The 21,192-nt window shown below is 41.4% G+C and carries 18 protein-coding genes and 1 riboswitch; of the genes, 15 read left to right on the top strand and 3 right to left on the bottom strand.

Features of this window, described 5'->3' with window-relative positions:
* The first annotated feature begins 97 nt into the window (after positions 1-97).
* The 5 genes from NMM25_RS07705 (at position 98) to NMM25_RS07685 (ending at position 6,582) form a co-directional block, all read left to right on the top strand.
* Positions 98-2,077: a peptide ABC transporter substrate-binding protein gene (locus NMM25_RS07705; RefSeq protein ID WP_254736466.1), complete on the top strand. Its 1,980-nt coding sequence runs from the start codon at positions 98-100 to the stop codon at positions 2,075-2,077.
* A 66-nt stretch (positions 2,078-2,143) separates the two neighbouring features.
* Entirely contained in the window at positions 2,144-3,640 is a 1,497-nt protein-coding gene (locus NMM25_RS07700) for an ABC transporter permease (protein ID WP_000759894.1), read from the top strand.
* Entirely contained in the window at positions 3,640-4,566 is a 927-nt protein-coding gene (gene oppC / locus NMM25_RS07695; RefSeq protein WP_000103692.1) for an oligopeptide ABC transporter permease OppC, read from the top strand. Before NMM25_RS07700 ends, oppC begins: the two co-directional genes overlap by 1 nt.
* A gap of 8 nt (positions 4,567-4,574) precedes the next feature.
* The gene (locus tag NMM25_RS07690; RefSeq protein ID WP_000589650.1) at positions 4,575-5,642 is read left to right on the top strand and encodes an ABC transporter ATP-binding protein; all 1,068 of its coding nucleotides are present in this window, start codon (positions 4,575-4,577) and stop codon (positions 5,640-5,642) included.
* Between the two features lie 10 nt (positions 5,643-5,652).
* Positions 5,653-6,582: an ATP-binding cassette domain-containing protein gene (locus tag NMM25_RS07685; RefSeq protein ID WP_084849010.1), complete on the top strand. Its 930-nt coding sequence runs from the start codon at positions 5,653-5,655 to the stop codon at positions 6,580-6,582.
* A gap of 88 nt (positions 6,583-6,670) precedes the next feature.
* On the opposite strand, the gene NMM25_RS07680 is transcribed toward NMM25_RS07685, so the two are convergent.
* Entirely contained in the window at positions 6,671-8,110 is a 1,440-nt protein-coding gene (locus NMM25_RS07680; RefSeq protein ID WP_001043431.1) for a TrkH family potassium uptake protein, read from the bottom strand.
* Positions 8,111-8,113: 3 nt separating this feature from the next.
* The gene (trkA, locus tag NMM25_RS07675) at positions 8,114-9,463 is read right to left on the bottom strand and encodes a Trk system potassium transporter TrkA (RefSeq protein ID WP_254736465.1); all 1,350 of its coding nucleotides are present in this window, start codon (positions 9,461-9,463) and stop codon (positions 8,114-8,116) included.
* Between the two features lie 402 nt (positions 9,464-9,865).
* Between trkA and NMM25_RS07670 the strand changes: the two genes are divergently transcribed.
* The 10 genes from NMM25_RS07670 to rpsI all read left to right on the top strand — a co-directional run bounded on the left by NMM25_RS07670 (position 9,866) and on the right by rpsI (position 19,701).
* Positions 9,866-10,369: a tRNA (cytidine(34)-2'-O)-methyltransferase gene (locus NMM25_RS07670; RefSeq protein WP_254736464.1), complete on the top strand. Its 504-nt coding sequence runs from the start codon at positions 9,866-9,868 to the stop codon at positions 10,367-10,369.
* A gap of 40 nt (positions 10,370-10,409) precedes the next feature.
* Positions 10,410-10,627: riboswitch (FMN riboswitch) on the top strand.
* Positions 10,628-10,780: 153 nt separating this feature from the next.
* Positions 10,781-11,344, top strand: a complete 564-nt coding sequence (locus NMM25_RS07665; protein WP_254736463.1) for an ECF transporter S component — start codon at positions 10,781-10,783, stop codon at positions 11,342-11,344.
* Complete coding sequence (locus tag NMM25_RS07660) at positions 11,334-11,984, top strand: phosphatase PAP2 family protein (RefSeq protein ID WP_254736462.1); 651 nt, start codon at positions 11,334-11,336, stop codon at positions 11,982-11,984. The genes NMM25_RS07665 and NMM25_RS07660 overlap by 11 nt, the downstream gene beginning before the upstream one ends.
* A 271-nt stretch (positions 11,985-12,255) precedes the next feature.
* Entirely contained in the window at positions 12,256-13,302 is a 1,047-nt protein-coding gene (gene pheS, locus NMM25_RS07655) for a phenylalanine--tRNA ligase subunit alpha (protein ID WP_198460144.1), read from the top strand.
* A complete protein-coding gene (locus tag NMM25_RS07650; RefSeq protein ID WP_254736461.1) occupies positions 13,302-13,811 on the top strand; it encodes a GNAT family N-acetyltransferase in 510 nt (169 codons plus the stop codon). The genes pheS and NMM25_RS07650 overlap by 1 nt, the downstream gene beginning before the upstream one ends.
* Before the next feature lie 75 nt (positions 13,812-13,886).
* Positions 13,887-16,292: a phenylalanine--tRNA ligase subunit beta gene (gene pheT, locus NMM25_RS07645; protein WP_254736459.1), complete on the top strand. Its 2,406-nt coding sequence runs from the start codon at positions 13,887-13,889 to the stop codon at positions 16,290-16,292.
* A gap of 251 nt (positions 16,293-16,543) precedes the next feature.
* Positions 16,544-17,437: an ABC transporter ATP-binding protein gene (locus NMM25_RS07640; protein ID WP_129313684.1), complete on the top strand. Its 894-nt coding sequence runs from the start codon at positions 16,544-16,546 to the stop codon at positions 17,435-17,437.
* A complete protein-coding gene (locus tag NMM25_RS07635; RefSeq protein WP_254736458.1) occupies positions 17,434-18,633 on the top strand; it encodes an ABC transporter permease in 1,200 nt (399 codons plus the stop codon). The genes NMM25_RS07640 and NMM25_RS07635 overlap by 4 nt, the downstream gene beginning before the upstream one ends.
* A 210-nt stretch (positions 18,634-18,843) precedes the next feature.
* Entirely contained in the window at positions 18,844-19,290 is a 447-nt protein-coding gene (rplM, locus tag NMM25_RS07630; protein WP_001044624.1) for a 50S ribosomal protein L13, read from the top strand.
* A gap of 18 nt (positions 19,291-19,308) precedes the next feature.
* Positions 19,309-19,701, top strand: a complete 393-nt coding sequence (gene rpsI / locus NMM25_RS07625; protein ID WP_000075973.1) for a 30S ribosomal protein S9 — start codon at positions 19,309-19,311, stop codon at positions 19,699-19,701.
* Positions 19,702-19,963: 262 nt separating this feature from the next.
* Here rpsI and NMM25_RS07620 read toward each other — a convergent pair whose 3' ends face one another.
* Positions 19,964-21,181, bottom strand: a complete 1,218-nt coding sequence (locus NMM25_RS07620) for a tyrosine recombinase XerC (protein WP_254736457.1) — start codon at positions 21,179-21,181, stop codon at positions 19,964-19,966.
* Positions 21,182-21,192: the final 11 nt, after the last annotated feature.

The raw sequence follows: 21,192 nt of genomic DNA, 5'->3' as shown, positions 1-21,192 counted from the left end.
GGAAATGCGCCTAAATATTCTGAAAATTCGTTTACTTTTTAAAAAATATATGTTATAATTTCCAATAAGCCTAAATTTTTCAAGAGGAGTTAAAAACATGAAAAAAAGTAGAGTATTTGTTGCAGCAGGAGTTGCTTTATTAGCGGCAGGAGTACTAGCTGCTTGCGGTTCTTCAAAATCATCTGATTCAACAGCGCCAAAAAATTATGGCTATGTTTATACAGCTGATCCAGAAACATTGGATTACCTCATTTCAGGGAAACAAAGTACTAAGGTTGCCACTTCAAATGGTATCGATGGTCTCTTCACGAATGATAAATATGGAAATTTGACTCCTGCAGTTGCAGAAGACTGGTCCGTTTCAAAAGATGGTTTGACTTATACCTACAAGATTCGTAAAGGTGTCAAATGGATGACATCTGATGGAGAAGAGTACGCTGAAGTAACTGCCAAAGACTTTGTAAATGGTTTGAAACACGCAGCAGATAAAAAATCAGCAGCTAAGTATCTAGCAGAAGATTCAGTTAAAGGTCTATCTGACTATATTGCTGGAAACAATAAAGACTTTTCTTCAGTCGGTGTAAAGGCAGTTGATGATTATACCCTTGAATACACTTTGAATAAACCAGAGCCATACTGGAACTCTAAGTTGGCCTACTCAATCTTCTGGCCATTGAACGAAGAATTTGAAAAATCAAAAGGGGCTGACTTTGGTAAAGCAACTGACCCTACATCATTGCTTTACAATGGACCATTCTTGCTGAGAGGTTTGACTGCTAAGTCATCTATCGAATTTGTGAAGAATGAAAACTATTGGGATAAAGACAATGTTCATATCGATAAAGTAACCCTTGCTTTCTATGATGGGTCAGACCAAGAGTCAATTGAACGTAACTTTACAAGTGGAGCTTATAGCTATGCTCGTCTTTACCCAACAAGTTCAAACTACTCTAAAGTAGAAGAGACTTATAAAGACAACATTTACTACACCCCATCAGGACCTGGTATCGCTGGTTTGGGTGTGAATATTGATCGTCAAGGTTACAAATACACTTCTAAGACAACTGATGAAGAGAAGACTTCTACCAAGAAAGCTCTTCTTAACAAAGACTTCCGTCAGGCCTTGAGCTTCGCCTTTGACCGTACTTCTTACTCAGCACAAATTAACGGTAAGCAAGCTGCCCCTCTTGCAGTTCGTAACCTCTTTGTGAAACCAGACTTTGTCTCTGCAGGCGAAAAAACTTTCGGTGACTTGGTAACTGAAAAGATGGCTGCTTATGGTGATGAGTGGAAGAATGTAAACTTTGCGGATGGTCAAGATGGACTCTTCAACGCCGATAAAGCCAAAGCTGAATTTGCCAAAGCCAAAACTGCATTGGAAGCAGAAGGTGTGAAATTCCCTATCCACTTGGATATTCCAGTAGATCAATCATCTAAAAACTATATCGCACGTATTCAATCTTTCAAACAATCCGTTGAAACAGTACTTGGCGAAGATAATGTAGTTATCGATATCCAACAAATCACTGCAGATGAACTACAGAATATTACTTACTACGCAGCTAGCGCAGCAGCAGAAGATTGGGACCTCTCCGGTGCTGTTGGATGGAACCCTGACTATGAAGATCCATCAACTTACCTTGATATCTTGAAAACAACAAATGCTGAACAAACAAAAACATACATGGGTTATGAAGGTGCAGATAATGCTGCAGCGGCTCAAGTTGGTTTGAAAGAATACGATAAGCTAGTTGATGAAGCAGCTAAAGAAACAAGCGACTTGAATGTGCGTTATGAAAAATATGCGGCTGCCCAAGCTTGGTTGACAGATAGCTCTCTCTTTATTCCTGCTATATCTGGTAGCGGAGCTGCACCAATCATTTCTCGTGTTGTGCCATTCTCTGCATCATACAGTCAATCTGGAGATAAGGGATCAGACGTATACTTCAAGTATATTCAGTTACAAGATAAGGTTGTAACAAAAGCTGATTATGAACAGGCTCGTGAAAAATGGCTCAAAGAGAAAAAAGAATCAAACGAAAAAGTTCAAAAAGAATTGGCTAATCACGTTAAATAAATAACTCTCAAGAGAACTTTCTCTCCATGAGGAGAAGGTTCTTTTGGGATTTTAAAAGGAAACGATATGAAGAAATATATTTTTATGCGTGTATTGCGTTCATTGTTGTCTATTTTCTTGGTGACAACTTTGACATACACAATTATTTATACGATGGTTCCTCGAAAATTGATTTTCAAGCAGGATACCAACTATAACAAGATTGCAACGACACCGGACAAGCGGGATAATTATGAAAATACCGTTTATGAACGGATGGGCTATATCGAGTACTACGATACCAAAGAGTTGCAAGAAAGAGCGAGCACGATGGACTCGTCTGTAACAGTGGATGCCAATGATACCAATAAGGCAATCTACGAAAAATACATCAACCAACTAGGAAATGGTTGGACACTCGGTGTGTTCTCAGAAAGTGGTCAATTCTATGCTACGCGTGAAATTCCGATTTTCGAACGTGTTTTCAAATTCTATTCGAACTTGATTGACATTGATCATCCAAACAAGATTCAAGACCCTGAAAATCCAAACTTGCAGCGTTATCTTCGTTTTGAAAATGACCCTGCTATCGGTTGGTCATTGGTTGGTTCAGGTACAAAACACAAATACCTTTTGTATTTCAACAATCAATTCCCATTTGTACACCAAAACTTTGTGAACATTAACTTGGGAGATTCTTACCCAACTTATGCAAACACACCGGTGCTTCAAGTTATCACACAAGGTCAGGGACAAACTAAGACATCAGAAGTTCAATTCCCTACAGGTAAGAAGACTTCATCTGTAGATATTTACTCTCGTACCTACAAATCTCCAAGTCAAGCAGACGCGCGTGAAGTAGCCAACTATGGTAAAGACGATCCATACACAGCTACAGAAAGTAATTATCAATACCCATCAATGATTGCAAGCTCAGCGGTTGCTGGTTTGATCGGTTTGATTATTTCGTATGCGATTGCGATTCCACTTGGATCTGCTATGGCTCGCCACAAGAATACTTGGATTGATAGCTTCTCGACAGGTGCTCTTACCTTCTTGCTTGCCCTTCCAACGATTGCCTTGGTTTACATCGTGCGTTTGATTGGATCATCAATTGGTCTGCCTGACTCATTCCCTATTTTGGGTGCTGGAGATTGGCGTTCTTATGTCTTGCCAGCAGTTATTCTAGGTTTGTTGGGTGCGCCAAGTACAGCTATCTGGATTCGTCGTTACATGATCGACTTGCAATCCCAGGACTTTGTACGTTTTGCTCGTGCAAAAGGTTTGTCTGAAAAAGAAATTTCAAATAAACACATCTTTAAAAATGCCATGGTTCCACTGGTTTCAGGTATTCCTGGTGCCGTAATCGGGGTTATCGGTGGTGCAACATTGACAGAAACAGTCTTCGCCTTCCCAGGTATGGGTAAAATGTTGATTGACTCTGTTAAGGCATCAAACAACTCAATGGTTGTTGGTCTCGTCTTTATCTTTACATGTATTTCTATCTTCTCACTCTTTGTAGGAGATATCTGGATGACCATGCTTGACCCACGTATTAAATTGACAGAGAAAGGAGGCAAATAATGTCAACAATCGATAAAGAAAAATTTCAGTTCGTAAAACGTGACGATTTTGCCTCTGAAACAATTGATGCTCCTGCCTATTCATACTGGGGTTCTGTATTTAGACAATTTCTAAAGAAAAAATCAACCGTCTTTATGCTAGGAATTTTGGTTGCCATTATCTTGATGAGCTTTATTTACCCAATGTTCTCAGATTTTGATTTCAACGATGTAAGTAAGGTCAATGACTTTAGTGCTCGTTTTATCAAGCCCAATGCTGAACATTGGTTTGGTACAGATAGCAATGGTAAATCCTTGTTTGATGGGGTTTGGTTTGGTGCGCGTAACTCTATTCTCATCTCTGTAATTGCAACTTTTATCAACCTTGTAATTGGGGTTATTGTTGGTGGAATCTGGGGAATTTCAAAATCTGTAGACCGTGTCATGATGGAAGTTTATAACATTATTTCAAACATTCCATCTCTCTTGATTGTCATTGTCTTGACTTACTCAATTGGTGCTGGTTTCTGGAATTTGATTTTTGCCATGAGTGTGACAACTTGGATTGGGATTGCATATATGATTCGTATCCAAATCATGCGTTACCGTGACTTGGAATACAACCTTGCCTCTCAAACACTTGGAACACCAACCTTTAAAATCATTGTTAAAAACATCATGCCGCAATTGGTATCTGTTATTGTTTCTACAATGACCTTGATGTTGCCAAGCTTCATCTCTTATGAAGCCTTCCTTTCCTTCTTTGGATTGGGATTGCCTGTAACAGTGCCAAGTTTGGGACGTTTGATCTCAGATTACTCACAAAACGTTACGACCAACGCTTACTTGTTCTGGATTCCATTGACAACCTTGATCTTGGTATCCCTATCTCTTTTCGTTGTTGGTCAAAACCTAGCGGATGCTAGTGATCCACGTACACATAGATAGGAGTAGGCATGATAAAAGGAAAAGATGTAATTTTGACTGCTCGTGATATTGTCGTGGAATTTGACGTTCGTGACAAAGTTCTGACGGCTATCCGAGGAGTTTCTCTAGACTTGATTGAAGGAGAAGTTCTTGCCTTAGTAGGTGAGTCCGGTTCTGGTAAATCTGTTTTAACAAAAACCTTTACAGGGATGTTAGAAGACAATGGACGTATTGCCCAAGGAAGCATCGACTATCGTGGACAAGACTTGACCGCTCTAACTTCTAACAAGGAATGGGAGAAGATTCGTGGTGCTAAAATTGCGACTATCTTCCAAGACCCTATGACAAGTTTGGACCCAATCAATACAATCGGTAGCCAAATCACTGAAGTTATCATTAAACACCAAGGGAAAACAGCTAAGGAAGCCAAAGAGATGGCAATCGACTATATGAACAAGGTCGGAATCCCAGATGCTGAAAAACGTTTTGAAGAGTATCCTTTCCAATATTCTGGAGGGATGCGCCAACGTATCGTTATTGCGATTGCCCTTGCCTGTCGTCCAGATATCTTGATCTGTGACGAGCCAACAACGGCCCTTGACGTTACCATTCAAGCGCAAATCATTGATTTGCTTAAAACCTTGCAAAATGAGTACCACTTTACCATTATCTTTATCACCCATGACCTTGGTGTGGTAGCAAGTATTGCCGATAAGGTAGCGGTTATGTATGCTGGTGAAATTGTAGAATACGGAACTGTTGAGGAAGTCTTCTACGATCCACGTCATCCATATACTTGGAGTCTCTTGTCTAGCTTGCCTCAGCTTGCTGATGATAAAGGGGAATTGTACTCTATCCCAGGAACACCACCGTCTCTTTATACTGAGTTGAAAGGTGATGCCTTTGCCCTTCGGTCAGATTATGCGATGCAAATTGACTTTGAACAGAAAGCACCTCAGTTTTCAGTCACTGATACCCACTGGGCTAAGACTTGGTTGCTTCATGAGAATGCTCCTAAAGTTGAAAAACCTGGAGTCATTGCAGATTTGCATGACAAGATTCGTGATAAAATGGGCTTTGCTCATCTAGAAGACTAGGAGGAAGGAAATGTCTGAAAAATTAGTAGAAATTAAAGATTTAGAAATTTCCTTCGGTGAAGGAAGTAAGAAGTTTGTTGCGGTTAAAAACGCCAACTTCTTTATCAACAAGGGAGAAACCTTCTCTCTTGTTGGTGAGTCTGGTAGCGGGAAAACAACGATTGGTCGTGCCATTATTGGTCTAAATAATACTAGTAAAGGTGAGATCATCTTTGATGGTCATAAGATTAATGGGAAAAAATCTCATAAGGAATCATCAGACTTGATCCGTCGCATCCAGATGATTTTCCAGGACCCTGCAGCGAGCTTGAATGAGCGTGCAACAGTTGACTATATCATCTCTGAAGGTCTTTACAACTATCACTTGTTTAAAGATGAAGAAGATAGAAAAGAAAAAGTTCAAAAGATGATTCATGAAGTTGGACTTTTGAAAGAACACTTGACCCGTTATCCACACGAGTTTTCTGGTGGTCAACGCCAGCGTATCGGGATTGCCCGTGCCCTTGTGATGGAACCTGATTTCGTTATTGCGGATGAGCCAATTTCAGCCTTGGACGTATCAGTGCGTGCGCAAGTCTTGAACTTGCTCAAGAAGTTCCAAAAAGAGTTGGGCTTGACTTATCTCTTCATCGCGCATGACTTGTCAGTTGTTCGCTTTATCTCAGATCGTATCGCGGTTATCTATAAGGGAGTTATCGTCGAAGTGGCGGAGACAGAGGAGTTGTTTAACAATCCTGTCCACCCATACACTCAAGCACTTCTATCTGCTGTACCGATTCCAGATCCAATCTTGGAACGCAAGAAGGTTTTGAAAGTTTACGATCCTGACCAACATGACTATAAGACAGATAAGCCATCTATGGTAGAAATTCGTCCAGGTCACTACGTTTGGGCTAACCAAGCAGAACTTGCTCGTTACAAGAAAGCTCTTAAAGAATAAACAAATTAGGAGAGGACCGAAAGGTCTTCTCATTTTTAATAGAAAAATTCCCCTTCTACTGGCTTGTAAAAGGGGAATTGTATTATCATTAGCGTTTAGACCAAGTGCGTTTCATAAAGAGTAGCAAAATTGGGTAAATCTCTAAGCGACCTGCGATCATTGCAAAGGAGAGGAGGATTTTAGAGATGGGACTAAAGATGGAAAAACTCGAGGTTGTACCTAGAATAGGTCCGATATTGTTAAAACAGCTGAAGACCGCACTGGTCACGACTAGAAAATCATTGCTATCAAGACTGACGATAAAGATGAGAGAGAGAATAATCATCATATAGATAGCAAAATATTTAAGAATTTTGTGCTGGGTATCCTTATCAATCACAGTTTTATTGACGTGTAGAGTCAAAACACGGTGAGGGGATAAAGTGGACAAAATCTGATTTTTTGCGATTTTAGAGAGGATAAGTCCTCTGATCACCTTAAGACCACCTGCAGTTGAGCCAGCTGATCCACCGATTCCCATGAGGAAGAGGAGGATAAATTGGGAGAAGAGGGGCCAGTTGGTAATATCTCCGTAACCAAAACCTGTTGTCGTGATGATATTGGAAACCTGGAAGAAGGCCATTTCAACACTCTTAGAGACACCTTGGTAGAGGTGGAGCGTATTAAGCGTAATCAAGCCTGTAGAAACTAGGACAATGATGATATATGCTCGTAGTTCTTCATCTCCAAAGAAAGCCTTAACCCGACGGAGCATGAGGTAGTAGTAGAGATTGAAGTTAACCCCAAAAACCAGAACTCCGATACTAACTAGATAGGTGATGAGTGAGCTACCGTAGTGGGCAATTCCGTCGTTATAGACGGTAAAGCCCCCAGTTCCTGCTGTTCCCATAGCGATGACAAAACTATCATAGAGAGGCATGCCTGCTAGATAGTAGATAACTACAAAAAGGGAGAAGAGAGCCAGATAAAGCAGATAGAGGATCTGGGCAGTGTTTTTTAGTTTGGATACGACCTTACCAAAGACAGGTCCAGGAACCTCAGCCTTCATCACCTCCAAGTGACTATTCTTGGCATTGTCCATAATGGCAAGTGCAAAGACGAGTACCCCCATCCCTCCGATCAAGTGGGTGAAACTTCGCCAGAAGAGGAGGGAACGAGTGAGAACGGAAACATCGTTCAGGATAGTTGCTCCTGTAGTCGTAAATCCAGAACTGATTTCAAAGAAGGCATCGATGACGCTGGGGATTTGTCCTGAAAAGACAAAGGGGAGGCCGCCAAAGAAAGACCATAGAATCCAACAGAGGGCAACAATTAAGACCCCTTCCTTGGCATAAATCCGTTGATTTTTCGGTTTCCGTAAAACGCCTAGACCACCGAGAAGGACTAAAATTCCAATCGTAGAAAAGAGAGCGATAAATACTTGACTAGATTCTTGGTAATAGATCGCTACACTAACAGGGACTAGGAGAAGAACAGCCTCAATCAAGAGAAGTTTTGAGAGGAGGTAACGAATCATACTTTTATTCATTTTTTACCTCTCAATCAAATCATAAATTTTGGTGATATTTGGCAATAAGGTCGTCACGAGTAACTTGTCTCCCACCTCAAGCATATCCTCTCCAGTAGGGAAGATTGTTTTTCCTTTTCGGATAATGGCTGCGATGAGAACTCCTTTTTTCAATTTCAACTGTGATAGAGGTTTGGCAGTCATTTTATTAGCTTCCTTGATTTGGAATTGGAGGGTTTCAATTTGACCATTTGCGAGATGGTGCATGGCTTGAAGGTCTGAATACTGAGCGTTTACTCGACCACGGATAAAGTGCATAATGGTATCCACTGCGATGCTTTTTGGTGTGATGATACTCGAAAAATCAGGCGCGTGGATAATCTCTAAAAGGCTTGTTCGGTTGACCTTGGTGATATTCTTATGGACGCCAACTCGGTCAAGGAACATAGAAGTGATGATATTTTCCTCATCAACCCCAGTCAAGGTCGCGACTGTATCATAGTGGGGAGCACTTTCCTCCAGCAAAATGTCTTTTGCAGTTCCATCTCCTTGAACAATATAGAGATTGGGGAACTTTTCGCTGAAGAAACGAGCTCTTTCAGGATTGATTTCGATGACCTTGGTATCAATGCGACTGTCTTTTAAAATGCCGAGTAGATAATAAGCGATCTTTCCAGCTCCAACGATAAGCAAGCTTTTCACTGCACGAGATTTAAAATAGTTATGGAAAAGCATCATATCTACACGATTTCCCGTAACAAAAATCCTATCCTTGTCTTGGATAATCACATCACCACTTGGAATCATAAGTTGATGATCTCTCTCCATAGCACAGACAATGACATTACCAAACTTTTTACGGAAGTCTGAGATTGGCATTTGACAAAGACCGCTAGAGTCCATGACAACAAATTCCATGAGACTGACCCGACCTCCAGCAAATCGTTCGACAGAGAGGGCATTAGGGAAATCAATGATATTTGAGATTGCACGCGCTGCTAGGAGCTCTGGATTAACAATAAGTGAAAATCCAAGAATATTTTTCTCTTTAAAATAGGCATTAGAGTATTCAGGATTTCGCACCCGAACGATGGTTTCTTTAGCACCCATTTTTTTAGCAAGTACCGCTGAAATCATATTTACTTCATCGTATTCGGTTAGGGCGATAAAGATATCGCACTCTTGAACACCAGCTTGCTCCAAGATGGCAAAGTCAGCCCCATTTCCAAGGAGACCTATGATATCATAGCGACTGACAATGTGATTGAGGACAGCCTCATCTTGTTCGATAAGGACAACGTCATGGTTTTCTGCAACCAGTGAACGACAGAGGGCGAAACCGACTTTCCCTCCACCAACAAGGACAATTTTCATATAAAAACCCTACTTTTTCATGATGTAACTATCATACCCTTTTTTCGCAAAAAATGCACTTGCCAAGCCATTTTAGAGGATAAGAAAAGACTTTTTGTAAGTTTTCAAAGATAAAATTGCTCACCTTTCATAGAAATGTCTATTATATGAAGTGATTTCGCTCATTTAATATCCTTTCTCAGAAAAAGAATGACTAGGTATGAAAATATCATCAAAAAAAGTAAAAAAATCAAGTCATTTCTATTGACAATGATTCTGAAAGTGTTATACTAAAAAAGTAGTTTCGCTGATTTACTTCAAACCTGTTGTGAGGTAAGTTAACGACGCCTTAACCACGCTGTTTGCTGAGCTTGACTCCGGGCAGTGTGGCTATTTTTTTGCAATGATAAAAGGAAACCCGTAATGACAAATCACATTGTATTATTTGAACCTCAGATTCCACAAAATACAGGTAACATTGCGCGTACTTGCGCTGCGACCAATTCTCCCCTCCACATCATCAAACCAATGGGTTTTCCCATTGATGATCGCAAGATGAAGCGAGCTGGTTTGGATTACTGGGATAACTTAGAGATTCATTTTTATGACAGTTTGGAAGATTTCATGTCTCAGATGAAGGGTAAACTCTATCTGATTTCAAAATTTGCGGAAAAGGTCTATTCTGAAGCAGATTTATCGACGGACGAGGACCATTATTTTCTCTTTGGACGTGAAGACAAGGGCTTGCCTGAGGACTTTATGCGAGACCATCCTGAGAAGGCTCTCCGTATTCCTATGAACGATGAACATGTCCGCAGTCTCAATGTTTCGAATACCGTCTGCATGATCGTCTACGAAGCTCTCCGTCAGCAAAATTTTGCAGGTCTTGAGCTTGTTCACACCTATGAAGCAGATAAATTGAAATAATCAAAATGCTTGCACTTGCAAGCGTTTTTTGTTATGATTAAAGGGTCTTCAGGGCTGGGTGAGATTCCCGACCGGCGGTGACTTTAACTAGCTATTCTGGCTTACTCTTCGTTGTCTTGTCTCGATATACTCAAGTATTATCTTCGACTGCGACGCCTAGATTAATCCAAAATATCTTAGTTAAAGAAGTCCGCGAGCGCAAGCTGATGTGGTGCGATTCCACAACCGACAGTATAGTCTGGATGGGAGAAGACGAAAGAATGGCTTTGTCTGTTCTGATGAGTTTATAGATGAATTGCAACCGCTTGCTCAAAAGAGTGAGAGGGAACTTTTGGGATATAAAAAGTGAGAATAGATAGAGGGATCCTTTCCAACTTCTTCTGATTTTATAGAAAATTGGAGGAACCTGTTATGACAAACACACGTCGACTTTCGACCATTGCGATTTTATCAGCCATTTCATTTGTGCTGATGTACTTTGACTTTCCGCTCTTGCCAGCGGCAACCTTCCTCAAGATCGAGTTTAGTATCTTGCCAGTCCTTGTGGGCTTGGTGGTGATGGATTTGCCTGCTGCTCTAGGCATTCTCTTGTTGCGATCACTCTTGAAGTTGCTTCTCAATAGCCAGGGAGTGAATACTTACATTGGCTTGCCAATGAATATCGTAGCTCTGGGAGTTTTTGTTATCGTCTTTGGTTTGATTTGGAAAAAGGAACGCAGCACCCTTCGTTTCCTACTAGCATCTCTAGTGGGAACTATTGGATTGACTTCTGCCATGTTGGTTCTCAACTATGTCTATGCGATTCCTTTATACGCGCAGTTTGCCAACTTTGATATTAGAGAAATTATAGGACTTTCTAACTACTTGATGACTATGGTTTTACCTTTTAACCTGATTGAAGGTATCATCTTTGCCGTTTCATTCTGGCTGTTATACGTCCTCTTGAAACCAACCTTAAAACATTATGAGAGATAAACAAACATTTTTAATGAAGGGCAGTTTTGCCCTTTTACTTTTCGTCCTTCTTGGCTATATGGTCAAATTTTATCCTGAAACGTTGGTCGGTTTTGACCAACCGATTCAGACTGCCCTTCGTGGGGAATTGCCAGATTATTTGACAGTTCTATTCCGTGCGCTTACGCATTTGATTGATATCCCAGTAATCATTACCTGGGTTGCCATCGCAGCCTTTATCTTTTATCGTAAGCAGTGGAAGATAGAAAGCTACTTCATGGCGGGCAATCTAGCCTTAGCCGGTCTTTTGATCGTGACCTTTAAAAACATCTACCAGCGCCCACGGCCAGCTATTTTACACTTGGTAGAGGAGAAGGGATTTTCTTTTCCAAGTGGCCATTCTCTGGCAGTGACTCTGATGGTAGGGACTTTGATTGTCATTCTCAGTCAACGGATTAAAGATCCGGTTTGGAGAAAAATTGTGCAAATCGTCCTTGGCTTCTACCTAGTCAGTGTGCTGCTATCTCGGGTCTATCTGGGAGTTCACTACCCATCAGATGTTCTTGCCAGTTTCTGTGTAGGTTTGGGAGTCTTGTTTATCGAATTTCCTTTCTATGACAAGTTTCGCTTCCAATGGCGATTTAAAGGTAAGCAGAAGTGAGATAGGTCTTGCAAGAATGGTAAAAATCTGATAAACTATGTAGTAATTGAATAGAAATCCGCAAGACTAGTAACTCAAGGAAAGTATATCAGGGAGGAGAGCCATGACTGCAAGCTCTCTATATGAAAGCTGAGTGAATTCACTTGCGCATGGATTTAGAAATGAAGGTCTGACTTGTCAGATGAAACGGATGGTACCGCGTGTCAACGCTCCGAGTGGAGTTTTTGACATGTGGTTTTCTTTTTATCTACGAGCGACTGATGGAGGAATTATGTCAACTATTGAAGAACAATTAAAAGCGCTTCGCGAAGAAACGCTGGCTAGCTTGAAGCAGATTACTGCTGAAAATGAAAAAGAGATGCAAGAATTACGTGTCTCTGTCCTTGGGAAAAAAGGTTCACTGACTGAAATCCTTAAAGGGATGAAGGATGTATCGGCTGAAATGCGCCCTGTCATCGGGAAACACGTCAACGAGGCTCGTGATGTCTTGACAGCAGCCTTTGAGGAAACAGCGAAACTCTTGGAAGAAAAGAAAGTCGCAGCTCAACTGGCTAGCGAGAGTATCGATGTGACACTTCCAGGTCGTCCGGTAGCGACTGGTCACCGTCATGTTCTTACACAAACCAGTGAAGAAATCGAAGATATTTTCATCGGTATGGGTTACCAAGTCGTGGATGGTTTTGAAGTGGAGCAAGACTACTATAACTTCGAGCGTATGAACCTTCCAAAAGATCACCCAGCTCGTGATATGCAGGATACTTTCTACATCACAGAAGAAATCTTGCTTCGTACTCACACGTCTCCAGTTCAGGCGCGTGCTATGGATGCTCATGATTTTTCAAAAGGTCCTTTGAAAATGATCTCACCAGGGCGTGTGTTCCGTCGTGATACGGACGATGCGACCCACAGTCACCAGTTCCACCAAATCGAAGGATTGGTTGTTGGGAAAAACATCTCTATGGCAGACCTTCAAGGAACGCTTCAGTTGATTGTCCAAAAGATGTTCGGTGAAGAGCGTCAGATTCGTCTGCGTCCATCTTATTTCCCATTCACAGAGCCATCTGTTGAGGTGGATGTTTCCTGCTTTAAGTGTGGCGGAGAAGGCTGTAATGTATGTAAGAAAACAGGTTGGATCGAAATCATGGGGGCCGGTATGGTTCACCCACGTGTCCTTGAAATGAGTGGAATCGATGCGGCTGTATACTCTGGATTTGCCTTTGGTCTTGGACAAGAGCGTGTAGCCATGCTCCGTTACGGAATCAACGATATCCGTGGATTCTACCAAGGAGATGTCCGCTTCTCAGAACAGTTTAAATAATGATTAGAAAAGTAGAAAAGGCAGATATTGGGATGTTGTCCAAAATTGCCAAACAAACCTTTCGTGAAACATTTGCTCATGATAATACGGAAGAGCAGTTACAGGAATACTTTGAAGAGGCTTATAGTCTGAGAGTTTTGCCAACTGAGTTGGAAAATCCAGATTCCGAAACCTATTTCATTATGCATGAAGAGGAGATAGCTGGTTTTCTCAAAGTCAACTGGGGAAGTGCTCAGACTGAGAGAGAATTAGAGGATGCTTTTGAAATTCAACGCCTCTATGTGCTACAAAAATTCCAAGGATTTGGACTAGGTAAGCAACTGTTTGAATTCGCTCTTGAACTTGCTACCAAAAATAGTTTTTCCTGGGCTTGGTTAGGTGTTTGGGAGCATAATACAAAAGCTCAAGCGTTTTATAACCGATATGGTTTTGAGAAATTTAGCCAACATAGTTTTATGGTTGGTCAAAAAGTAGATACAGATTGGTTACTGAAAAAGAAATTAAGGTAAGAAGAGGATTCTTCTATTGAAATGATAGGAAAGGAAAAAACTAGAGTGGCAACTGTCATTCTGGAGAACTAAATTATGCTTGTATCTTATAAATGGTTAAAAGAATTGGTGGACATTGATGTGCCATCACAAGAGTTGGCTGAGAAAATGTCAACTACAGGAATAGAGGTCGAAGGTGTCGAATCACCGGCTGCTGGTCTCTCAAAAATTGTCGTCGGTGAAGTTTTGTCTTGCGAAGATGTGCCAGAAACTCACCTTCATGTTTGTCAGGTTAATGTGGGTGAAGAAGAAGCTCGTCAAATCGTTTGTGGTGCTCCAAATGTGCGTGCTGGTATCAAGGTCATGGTGGCACTTCCGGGAGCTCGTATCGCGGACAATTACAAGATCAAAAAAGGGAAAATCCGTGGTTTAGAGTCTCTCGGAATGATTTGTTCACTTGGTGAATTAGGTATTTCTGACTCAGTTGTGCCAAAGGAATTCGCAGATGGTATCCAAATCTTGCCTCAAGATGCTGTTCCTGGGGACGAAGTCTTTTCTTACCTAGACTTGGATGATGAAATTATCGAACTTTCCATCACACCAAACCGTGCGGATGCCTTTTCTATGCGTGGTGTGGCTCACGAAGTGGCAGCCATCTATGACAAGGCAGTCAACTTTAAAGAATTCAGTTTAACAGAAACAAATGAAAGTGCAGCAGATGCTCTTTCTGTAGGGATTGAAACAGATAAGGCGCCTTACTATGCAGCCCGTATCTTGGACAATGTGACCATCGCACCAAGTCCACAATGGTTGCAAAATATCCTCATGAATGAAGGCATCCGTCCGATCAATAACGTAGTGGACGTAACCAACTACATCCTGCTTTACTTTGGTCAACCGATGCATGCCTTTGACTTGGATACCTTTGAAGGGACTGATATCCGTGTGCGTGAAGCGTGTGCTGGTGAAAAATTGGTGACCTTGGATGGTGAAGAACGTGACTTGGAAACAAATGACTTAATCATCACTGTCGCTGACAAACCAGTAGCCCTTGCAGGTGTCATGGGCGGTCAAGCAACAGAAATCTCTGAGAAATCTAGTCGTGTTGTCCTTGAAGCGGCTGTTTTCAATGGCAAATCGATTCGCAAGACTAGCGGACGCCTCAACCTTCGTTCTGAGTCGTCTTCTCGCTTTGAAAAAGGCATCAATGTGGCAACTGTTAACGAAGCCCTTGATGCGGCAGCGAGCATGATTGCTGATCTTGCAGGTGCGACAGTGCGTAAGGGTATCGTTTCAGCAGGCCAGCTTGATACTTCTGATGTAGAAGTTTCTTCAACTCTTGCAGACGTTAACCGCGTCCTTGGTACGGAGCTTTCATATGCTGATGTGGAAGATGTCTTCCGTCGTCTTGGCTTTGGTCTTTCTGGAAATGCTGAAGCCTTTACAGTCAGCGTTCCCCGTCGTCGTTGGGATATCACCATCGAAGCGGACCTCTTTGAAGAAATCGCTCGTATCTATGGATATGACCGCTTGCCAACTAGTCTTCCAAAAGACGATGGTACAGCTGGTGAATTGACTGCAACACAAAAATTGCGTCGCCAAGTTCGTACCATCGCTGAAGGAGCAGGTTTGACAGAAATCATTACCTACGCTCTGACAACGCCTGAAAAAGCAGTTGAGTTCACAGCTCAACCAAGTAACCTTACAGAACTCATGTGGCCAATGACAGTGGACCGTTCTGTCCTCCGCCAAAATATGGTCTCAGGTATTTTGGATACGGTGGCCTACAACGTGGCTCGTAAGAACAAAAACTTGGCTCTTTACGAGATTGGAAAAGTCTTTGAACAAACAGGCAATCCAAAAGAAGAATTACCAAACGAAATCAACAGTTTTGCCTTTGCCTTAACAGGCTTGGTTGCAGAAAAAGATTTCCAAACGGCAGCAGTTCCAGTTGATTTCTTCTATGCTAAGGGAATCCTTGAAGCGCTCTTTACTCGCTTGGGACTAGAAGTGACTTATACAGCAACAGCTGAGATTGCAAGTCTCCACCCAGGACGTACGGCTGTGATTTCACTTGGCGACCAAGTTCTTGGTTTCCTTGGCCAAGTGCATCCAGTTACTGCCAAGGCTTACGATATCCCAGAAACTTATGTAGCGGAGCTCAACCTTTCAGCCATTGAAGCTGCCCTTCAACCAGCTGCTCCATTTGTGGAAATCACCAAATTCCCAGCAGTCAGCCGTGACGTGGCCCTACTCCTCAAGGCAGAAGTCACTCATCAAGAAGTTGTAGATGCTATCCAAGCTGCAGGCGTGAAACGTTTGACTGATATCAAACTCTTTGACGTCTTCTCAGGCGAAAAACTGGGAGTTGGCATGAAGTCAATGGCCTATAGCTTGACCTTCCAAAATCCAGAAGATAGCTTGACAGACGAAGAAGTCGCACGCTATATGGAAAAAATCCAAGCATCACTCGAAGAAAAAGTGAATGCAGAAGTGCGTTAATAGTCTAAAATCCATCCCTCGGGGTGGATTTTTAGTTTCAAAAGGACAGTTCAGAAGAGAAAAGCGATAGTTGAGGAGGAAGCCATCTCAGAAAGTCTTTAATGAGTTATACTAAAGATATCACTGAAGCACTTAAAATTTATTAGAAATAGGATACTTTTGCTACTTATAATCCGATAAAATGGACATAAATCGTTGTAAAGGCTATCAAAAAGGAGTATAATAAGTGCAACATATTTCGGAGGTGGAAGATGCTAGAAGTAAGAAATCTAGAGAAAAGTTTCGGTTCCAAGCAAGTCTTGTTTGGTGTCGATTTTCAGGCAAGTCCAGGACGAATTCTAGGGCTGGTCGGAAAAAATGGTGCTGGGAAAACAACGATTTTCCACAGTATGTTGAAATTTTTGGAGTACCAAGGAGAGATCAGTCTGGATGGGCAGGAGATTCGTCAGGAAACCTACGCTCGGATAGGTTATCTGCCTGAGGAACGTAGCCTCATGCCCAAACTGACAGTCCTTGAGCAAGTTCGCTACTTGGCGACTCTAAAGGGCATGGATGCTAAGGAAGTCAAGGAAAAACTCCCTCAATGGATGGAAAAATTGGAAGTGAAGGGGAAATTGACCGACAAAATCAAGAGCCTCTCCAAAGGAAATCAGCAGAAAATTCAGCTCATTATCACCCTAATCCATGAGCCAGACTTGATTATCTTGGATGAGCCTTTTAGTGGTTTGGATCCAGTCAATACTGAGTTGCTCAAGCAGGTCATCTTAAAAGAGAAAGAGCGCGGGGCAATCATTATCTTTTCTGACCATGTCATGACCAACGTTGAGGAACTTTGCGATGATATTCTGATGATTCGTGACGGGCGTGTGGTCTTGCATGGACCAGTTCAGGATGTCCGTAATCAATATGGGAAAACACGTCTCTTTGTTTCAAGTGAACAAAGCAAGGAAGAATTGGAAAAACTTCCTCACGTCAAACAGGTGAGCTTGACCAAGCAAGGTAGTTGGAAATTGATCCTAGATGATGAAAGTGCTGGAAGGGAACTCTTCCCCATCCTCACTCAAGGTCAATATATTGCGACCTTTGACCAACAGGCTCCAACAATCGATGAAATCTTTAAACTAGAATCAGGGGTGGAAGTATGAGAAATATGTGGGTTGTAATGAAGGAAACCTATCTTCGACATGTCAAGTCGTGGAGTTTCTTCTTTATGGTGATTTCGCCGTTCCTCTTTTTAGCCTTATCTGTAGGAATTGGCTATCTCCAAGGGTCTTCTATGGCCAAGAATAGCAAGATAGCAGTAGTAACAACTGTGCCATCTGTGGAAGAAGGGCTCAAGGGTACCAATGGTATCAACTTTGATTATAAGGATGAAGCCAGTGCCCAAGCTGCTATCAAGGATGAAAAAATCAAGGGTTATCTAACGATTGATCAAGAGGACAGTGTCCTCAAGGCCGTCTATCATGGTGAAACTTCTCTTGAAACAGGCATCAAGCTAGCAGTAACCAATAAGCTCAACGAACTGCAATACCAACTCAATCGCTCGGCGGCTAATTTGTCCCAAGAGCAGGAAAAACGGCTGGCTCAAACTGTTGACTTTACTGAGAAGATTGACGAATCTAAGGAAAACAAAAAGATGGTCCAAACCATTGCGGCTGCGGGGCTTGGTTTCTTCCTTTATATGATTTTGATTACCTATGCTAGTGTCACTGCTCAGGAAGTAGCTAGCGAGAAAGGAACCAAAATCATGGAGGTGGTCTTCTCTAGTATCCGAGCAAGTCATTATTTCTACGCTCGCATGCTGGCTCTACTTCTTGTGATTTTGACTCATATTGGCATTTACGTCGTGGGTGGTTTGGCTGCCATTCTGCTCTTTAAGGACCTACCAATCTTGGCACAATCTGGAATTTTAAATCATCTAGGAGAGGCTTTCTCGCTCAATACCTTATTGTTTGTCTTGGTTAGTCTCTTTATGTACGTTGTTTTAGCAGCCTTCCTTGGTTCCATGGTTTCTCGTCCTGAAGATGCCGGTAAGGCCTTGTCGCCATTGATGATCTTGATTATAGCAGGATTTGTCGGTGTGACCTCTCTAGGTGCTGCTGGGGACAATTTAGTTCTGAAAATTGGTTCCTATATTCCTTTCATCTCGACCTTCTTTATGCCATTTAGAGCTATAAATGGGTATGCGAGTGGTCTAGAAGCTTGGATTTCCCTTGCTATAACGGTTGTCTTTGCAGTCACTGCGACAGCCTTTATCGGCCGCATGTATGCTAGTCTAGTCCTTCAAACAGATGATTTGGGAATCTGGAAAACCTTTAAACGTGCCCTAGCTTATAAATAGGAGAGCCTCGCAAAAGCGAGGTTTTTCTAGATGTTAAACACTGAAATCGGCAAAAATATTTTTCATATCTATTGACTTTTAGTAGTGAAATTTGGTATGATAGTAGACGGTATTGTTTACCCCATTTGTAAGGCCCCGGAACCTTTCAAATACCCCGCGGACCGGAACATCCGCCCTGTAAACAAAAACGATATTCATATAGGAGAAATCATGAACAAAACTACATTCATGGCTAAACCAGGCCAAGTAGAACGCAAATGGTACGTTGTTGACGCAACTGATGTACCTCTTGGACGCCTTTCAGCAGTTGTTGCTAGCGTACTTCGCGGAAAAAACAAACCAACATTCACACCACACACTGATACAGGTGACTTCGTAATCGTTATCAATGCTGAAAAAGTTAAATTGACTGGTAAAAAAGCAACTGATAAGATCTACTACACTCACTCAAACCACCCAGGTGGATTGAAACAAATCTCTGCTGGTGAACTTCGTTCTAAAAATGCAGTACGTTTGATCGAAAAATCAGTTAAAGGTATGCTTCCACACAATACTCTTGGCCGCGCTCAAGGTATGAAATTGAAAGTATTCGTTGGAGCTGAGCACACTCACGCTGCACAACAACCAGAAGTTCTTGATATTTCAGGACTTATCTAAGGAAAGGAACAATAAAGTATGTCACAAGCACAATATGCAGGTACTGGACGTCGTAAAAACGCTGTTGCACGCGTTCGCCTTGTTCCAGGAACTGGTAAAATCACTGTTAACAAAAAAGATGTTGAAGAGTACATCCCACACGCTGACCTTCGTCTTGTTATCAACCAACCATTCGCAGTTACTTCAACTGTAGGTTCATACGACGTTTTCGTTAACGTTGTAGGTGGTGGATACGCTGGTCAATCAGGAGCTATCCGTCACGGTATCGCTCGTGCCCTTCTTCAAGTAGACCCAGACTTCCGCGATTCATTGAAACGCGCAGGACTTCTTACACGTGACTCACGTAAAGTTGAACGTAAGAAACCAGGTCTTAAGAAAGCTCGTAAAGCTTCACAATTTAGTAAACGTTAATTCGAGAGAATTACTATACTTACAGAGAGCACCTTCCGAGGTGTTCTTTTTTTTATACTTTCTTACTAAATTGGTGCAATTGACACAGTTGTTGCGACTTTAGTCGCTTACAAATGTGGCTGCGATCTGACAAAGTCAGTTGCCTTAAAACCTTAATCAATACGATACTATCAACGTTTCAAAGCACTCAAGAGTTTACCTCATGGGTGCTTTTTTTATGTTTTTTGAAAAAGTTCACCTCAAAGTTTACCTTATTTTAACCTTATTGTTTTAGAGACTTTAAGGCAAATTCACCAACTGCCATAGGGACTACATTAGAAGTATTGACATAAATCTGTGTTGTCCCTGTGTCGCTATGTGTTAGAGCTTCGGAAATAGCTTCTAAGCTCATCCCTGCCTGTTTAGCGAGTGTTGCTCCCGTATGACGTAGTTTGTGTGGCGTAGCGTGTGTAAGCTCTGGGTGTCGCTTTCTGATAGTTTTCATCTTATTATTAAGATAGTCAGCATGTAAAGGTTTATTGATATTCCCTCTGGTATCTATATAAGTGAAGATGAATTGTTCTGGATTAGTGATGATACCAAACTTTGCTAGTTCATATTTTTGTTGTTTTTTCCATGAAGTCAGAAGTTGAAGCAAGTCGCTAGAAATAGAAAAGATAGTTTTTTTATTTCCTTTGGTAGATTTTACTTGTCCGTATCTATCTAAAGCCTGAATTAACTGAATCTGAGATTTTGAAAAGTCGATATGTTTCCACTGGAGAGCATATGTTTCTGATTTTCTATCTCCAAGGAAAAAAGTGAGATAGAAAAGGACGTAATCTTTGAGTGATATTTTATCGTTTTCTAAATCTTCTTTAAAGGCTGAAAACCACTCTTGGAGTTGCTCATGAGTTAAATATAAATCTTCATCACGTTTTGATTCTGCAAGTTGAATTTTTTTGACAGCCTTAATTCGTCTTAAAGTTTTTGCAACTCTATTTGCTTCAATATACTCAAGTTCTTCCGCCCAATCAAAAATAGAAATAACGTAACTTCGTAAAGTTTTGAAGTTGGCATATTCGTTGGCTTTTGACGTCATTAAATTTAGAATAACCTGTTTATTTTGGTTTAAAAATTGAATCGTATAGTTACCAAGAAGTGGTAGTATATGCTTTTCAAAACATGTTTTGGTATTGGCAATTGTTGACCTGCTTGGTGGTTTAGAAGTAGATGTAGTTTGTCCTGCTTTGTAGGATTCCCACCAAATATTATTATAGAAGTCCGAGAAAAGAATATCTTCTTTTCCTAGTCCCGAAAAGACGTTATCTTCAATTTGGTTTAGTTTCGTAAGTAGCTCTATCTCTGCTTGTCGTGCCTCCTTTCTTGTTTTAAATCTCTTATCATAATAGTTATTGTTAACGATACCAAGAGGCATTCGTGCTTCTAATGGTATATAGACTTTTAAGCGGTAAGTTCCGTTTTTTGTCTTACTGATAGTCATGATATTCTCCT

This window comes from Streptococcus sp. CF10-1, from assembly GCF_024295825.1.
Taxonomy (GTDB): domain Bacteria; phylum Bacillota; class Bacilli; order Lactobacillales; family Streptococcaceae; genus Streptococcus.
The sequence above is the reverse complement of the archived record's forward strand: the minus strand, read 5'-3'. Positions and strand labels throughout refer to the sequence as shown.

Excerpts from the sequence above, each read along its gene's own strand:
- NMM25_RS07620 (WP_254736457.1), bottom strand. The coding sequence starts at position 21,181 with ATGACTATCAGTAAGACAAAAAACGGAACTTACCGCTTAAAAGTCTAT.
- NMM25_RS07685 (WP_084849010.1), top strand. The coding sequence starts at position 5,653 with ATGTCTGAAAAATTAGTAGAAATTAAAGATTTAGAAATTTCCTTCGGT.
- NMM25_RS07660 (WP_254736462.1), top strand. The coding sequence starts at position 11,334 with ATGAGAGATAAACAAACATTTTTAATGAAGGGCAGTTTTGCCCTTTTA.
- pheT (WP_254736459.1), top strand. The coding sequence starts at position 13,887 with ATGCTTGTATCTTATAAATGGTTAAAAGAATTGGTGGACATTGATGTG.
- NMM25_RS07670 (WP_254736464.1), top strand. The coding sequence starts at position 9,866 with ATGACAAATCACATTGTATTATTTGAACCTCAGATTCCACAAAATACA.
- NMM25_RS07635 (WP_254736458.1), top strand. The coding sequence starts at position 17,434 with ATGAGAAATATGTGGGTTGTAATGAAGGAAACCTATCTTCGACATGTC.
- NMM25_RS07665 (WP_254736463.1), top strand. The coding sequence starts at position 10,781 with ATGACAAACACACGTCGACTTTCGACCATTGCGATTTTATCAGCCATT.
- NMM25_RS07680 (WP_001043431.1), bottom strand. The coding sequence starts at position 8,110 with ATGAATAAAAGTATGATTCGTTACCTCCTCTCAAAACTTCTCTTGATT.
- NMM25_RS07690 (WP_000589650.1), top strand. The coding sequence starts at position 4,575 with ATGATAAAAGGAAAAGATGTAATTTTGACTGCTCGTGATATTGTCGTG.
- rplM (WP_001044624.1), top strand. The coding sequence starts at position 18,844 with ATGAACAAAACTACATTCATGGCTAAACCAGGCCAAGTAGAACGCAAA.
- NMM25_RS07640 (WP_129313684.1), top strand. The coding sequence starts at position 16,544 with ATGCTAGAAGTAAGAAATCTAGAGAAAAGTTTCGGTTCCAAGCAAGTC.
- NMM25_RS07700 (WP_000759894.1), top strand. The coding sequence starts at position 2,144 with ATGAAGAAATATATTTTTATGCGTGTATTGCGTTCATTGTTGTCTATT.
- rpsI (WP_000075973.1), top strand. The coding sequence starts at position 19,309 with ATGTCACAAGCACAATATGCAGGTACTGGACGTCGTAAAAACGCTGTT.
- oppC (WP_000103692.1), top strand. The coding sequence starts at position 3,640 with ATGTCAACAATCGATAAAGAAAAATTTCAGTTCGTAAAACGTGACGAT.
- trkA (WP_254736465.1), bottom strand. The coding sequence starts at position 9,463 with ATGAAAATTGTCCTTGTTGGTGGAGGGAAAGTCGGTTTCGCCCTCTGT.
- NMM25_RS07705 (WP_254736466.1), top strand. The coding sequence starts at position 98 with ATGAAAAAAAGTAGAGTATTTGTTGCAGCAGGAGTTGCTTTATTAGCG.
- pheS (WP_198460144.1), top strand. The coding sequence starts at position 12,256 with ATGTCAACTATTGAAGAACAATTAAAAGCGCTTCGCGAAGAAACGCTG.
- NMM25_RS07650 (WP_254736461.1), top strand. The coding sequence starts at position 13,302 with ATGATTAGAAAAGTAGAAAAGGCAGATATTGGGATGTTGTCCAAAATT.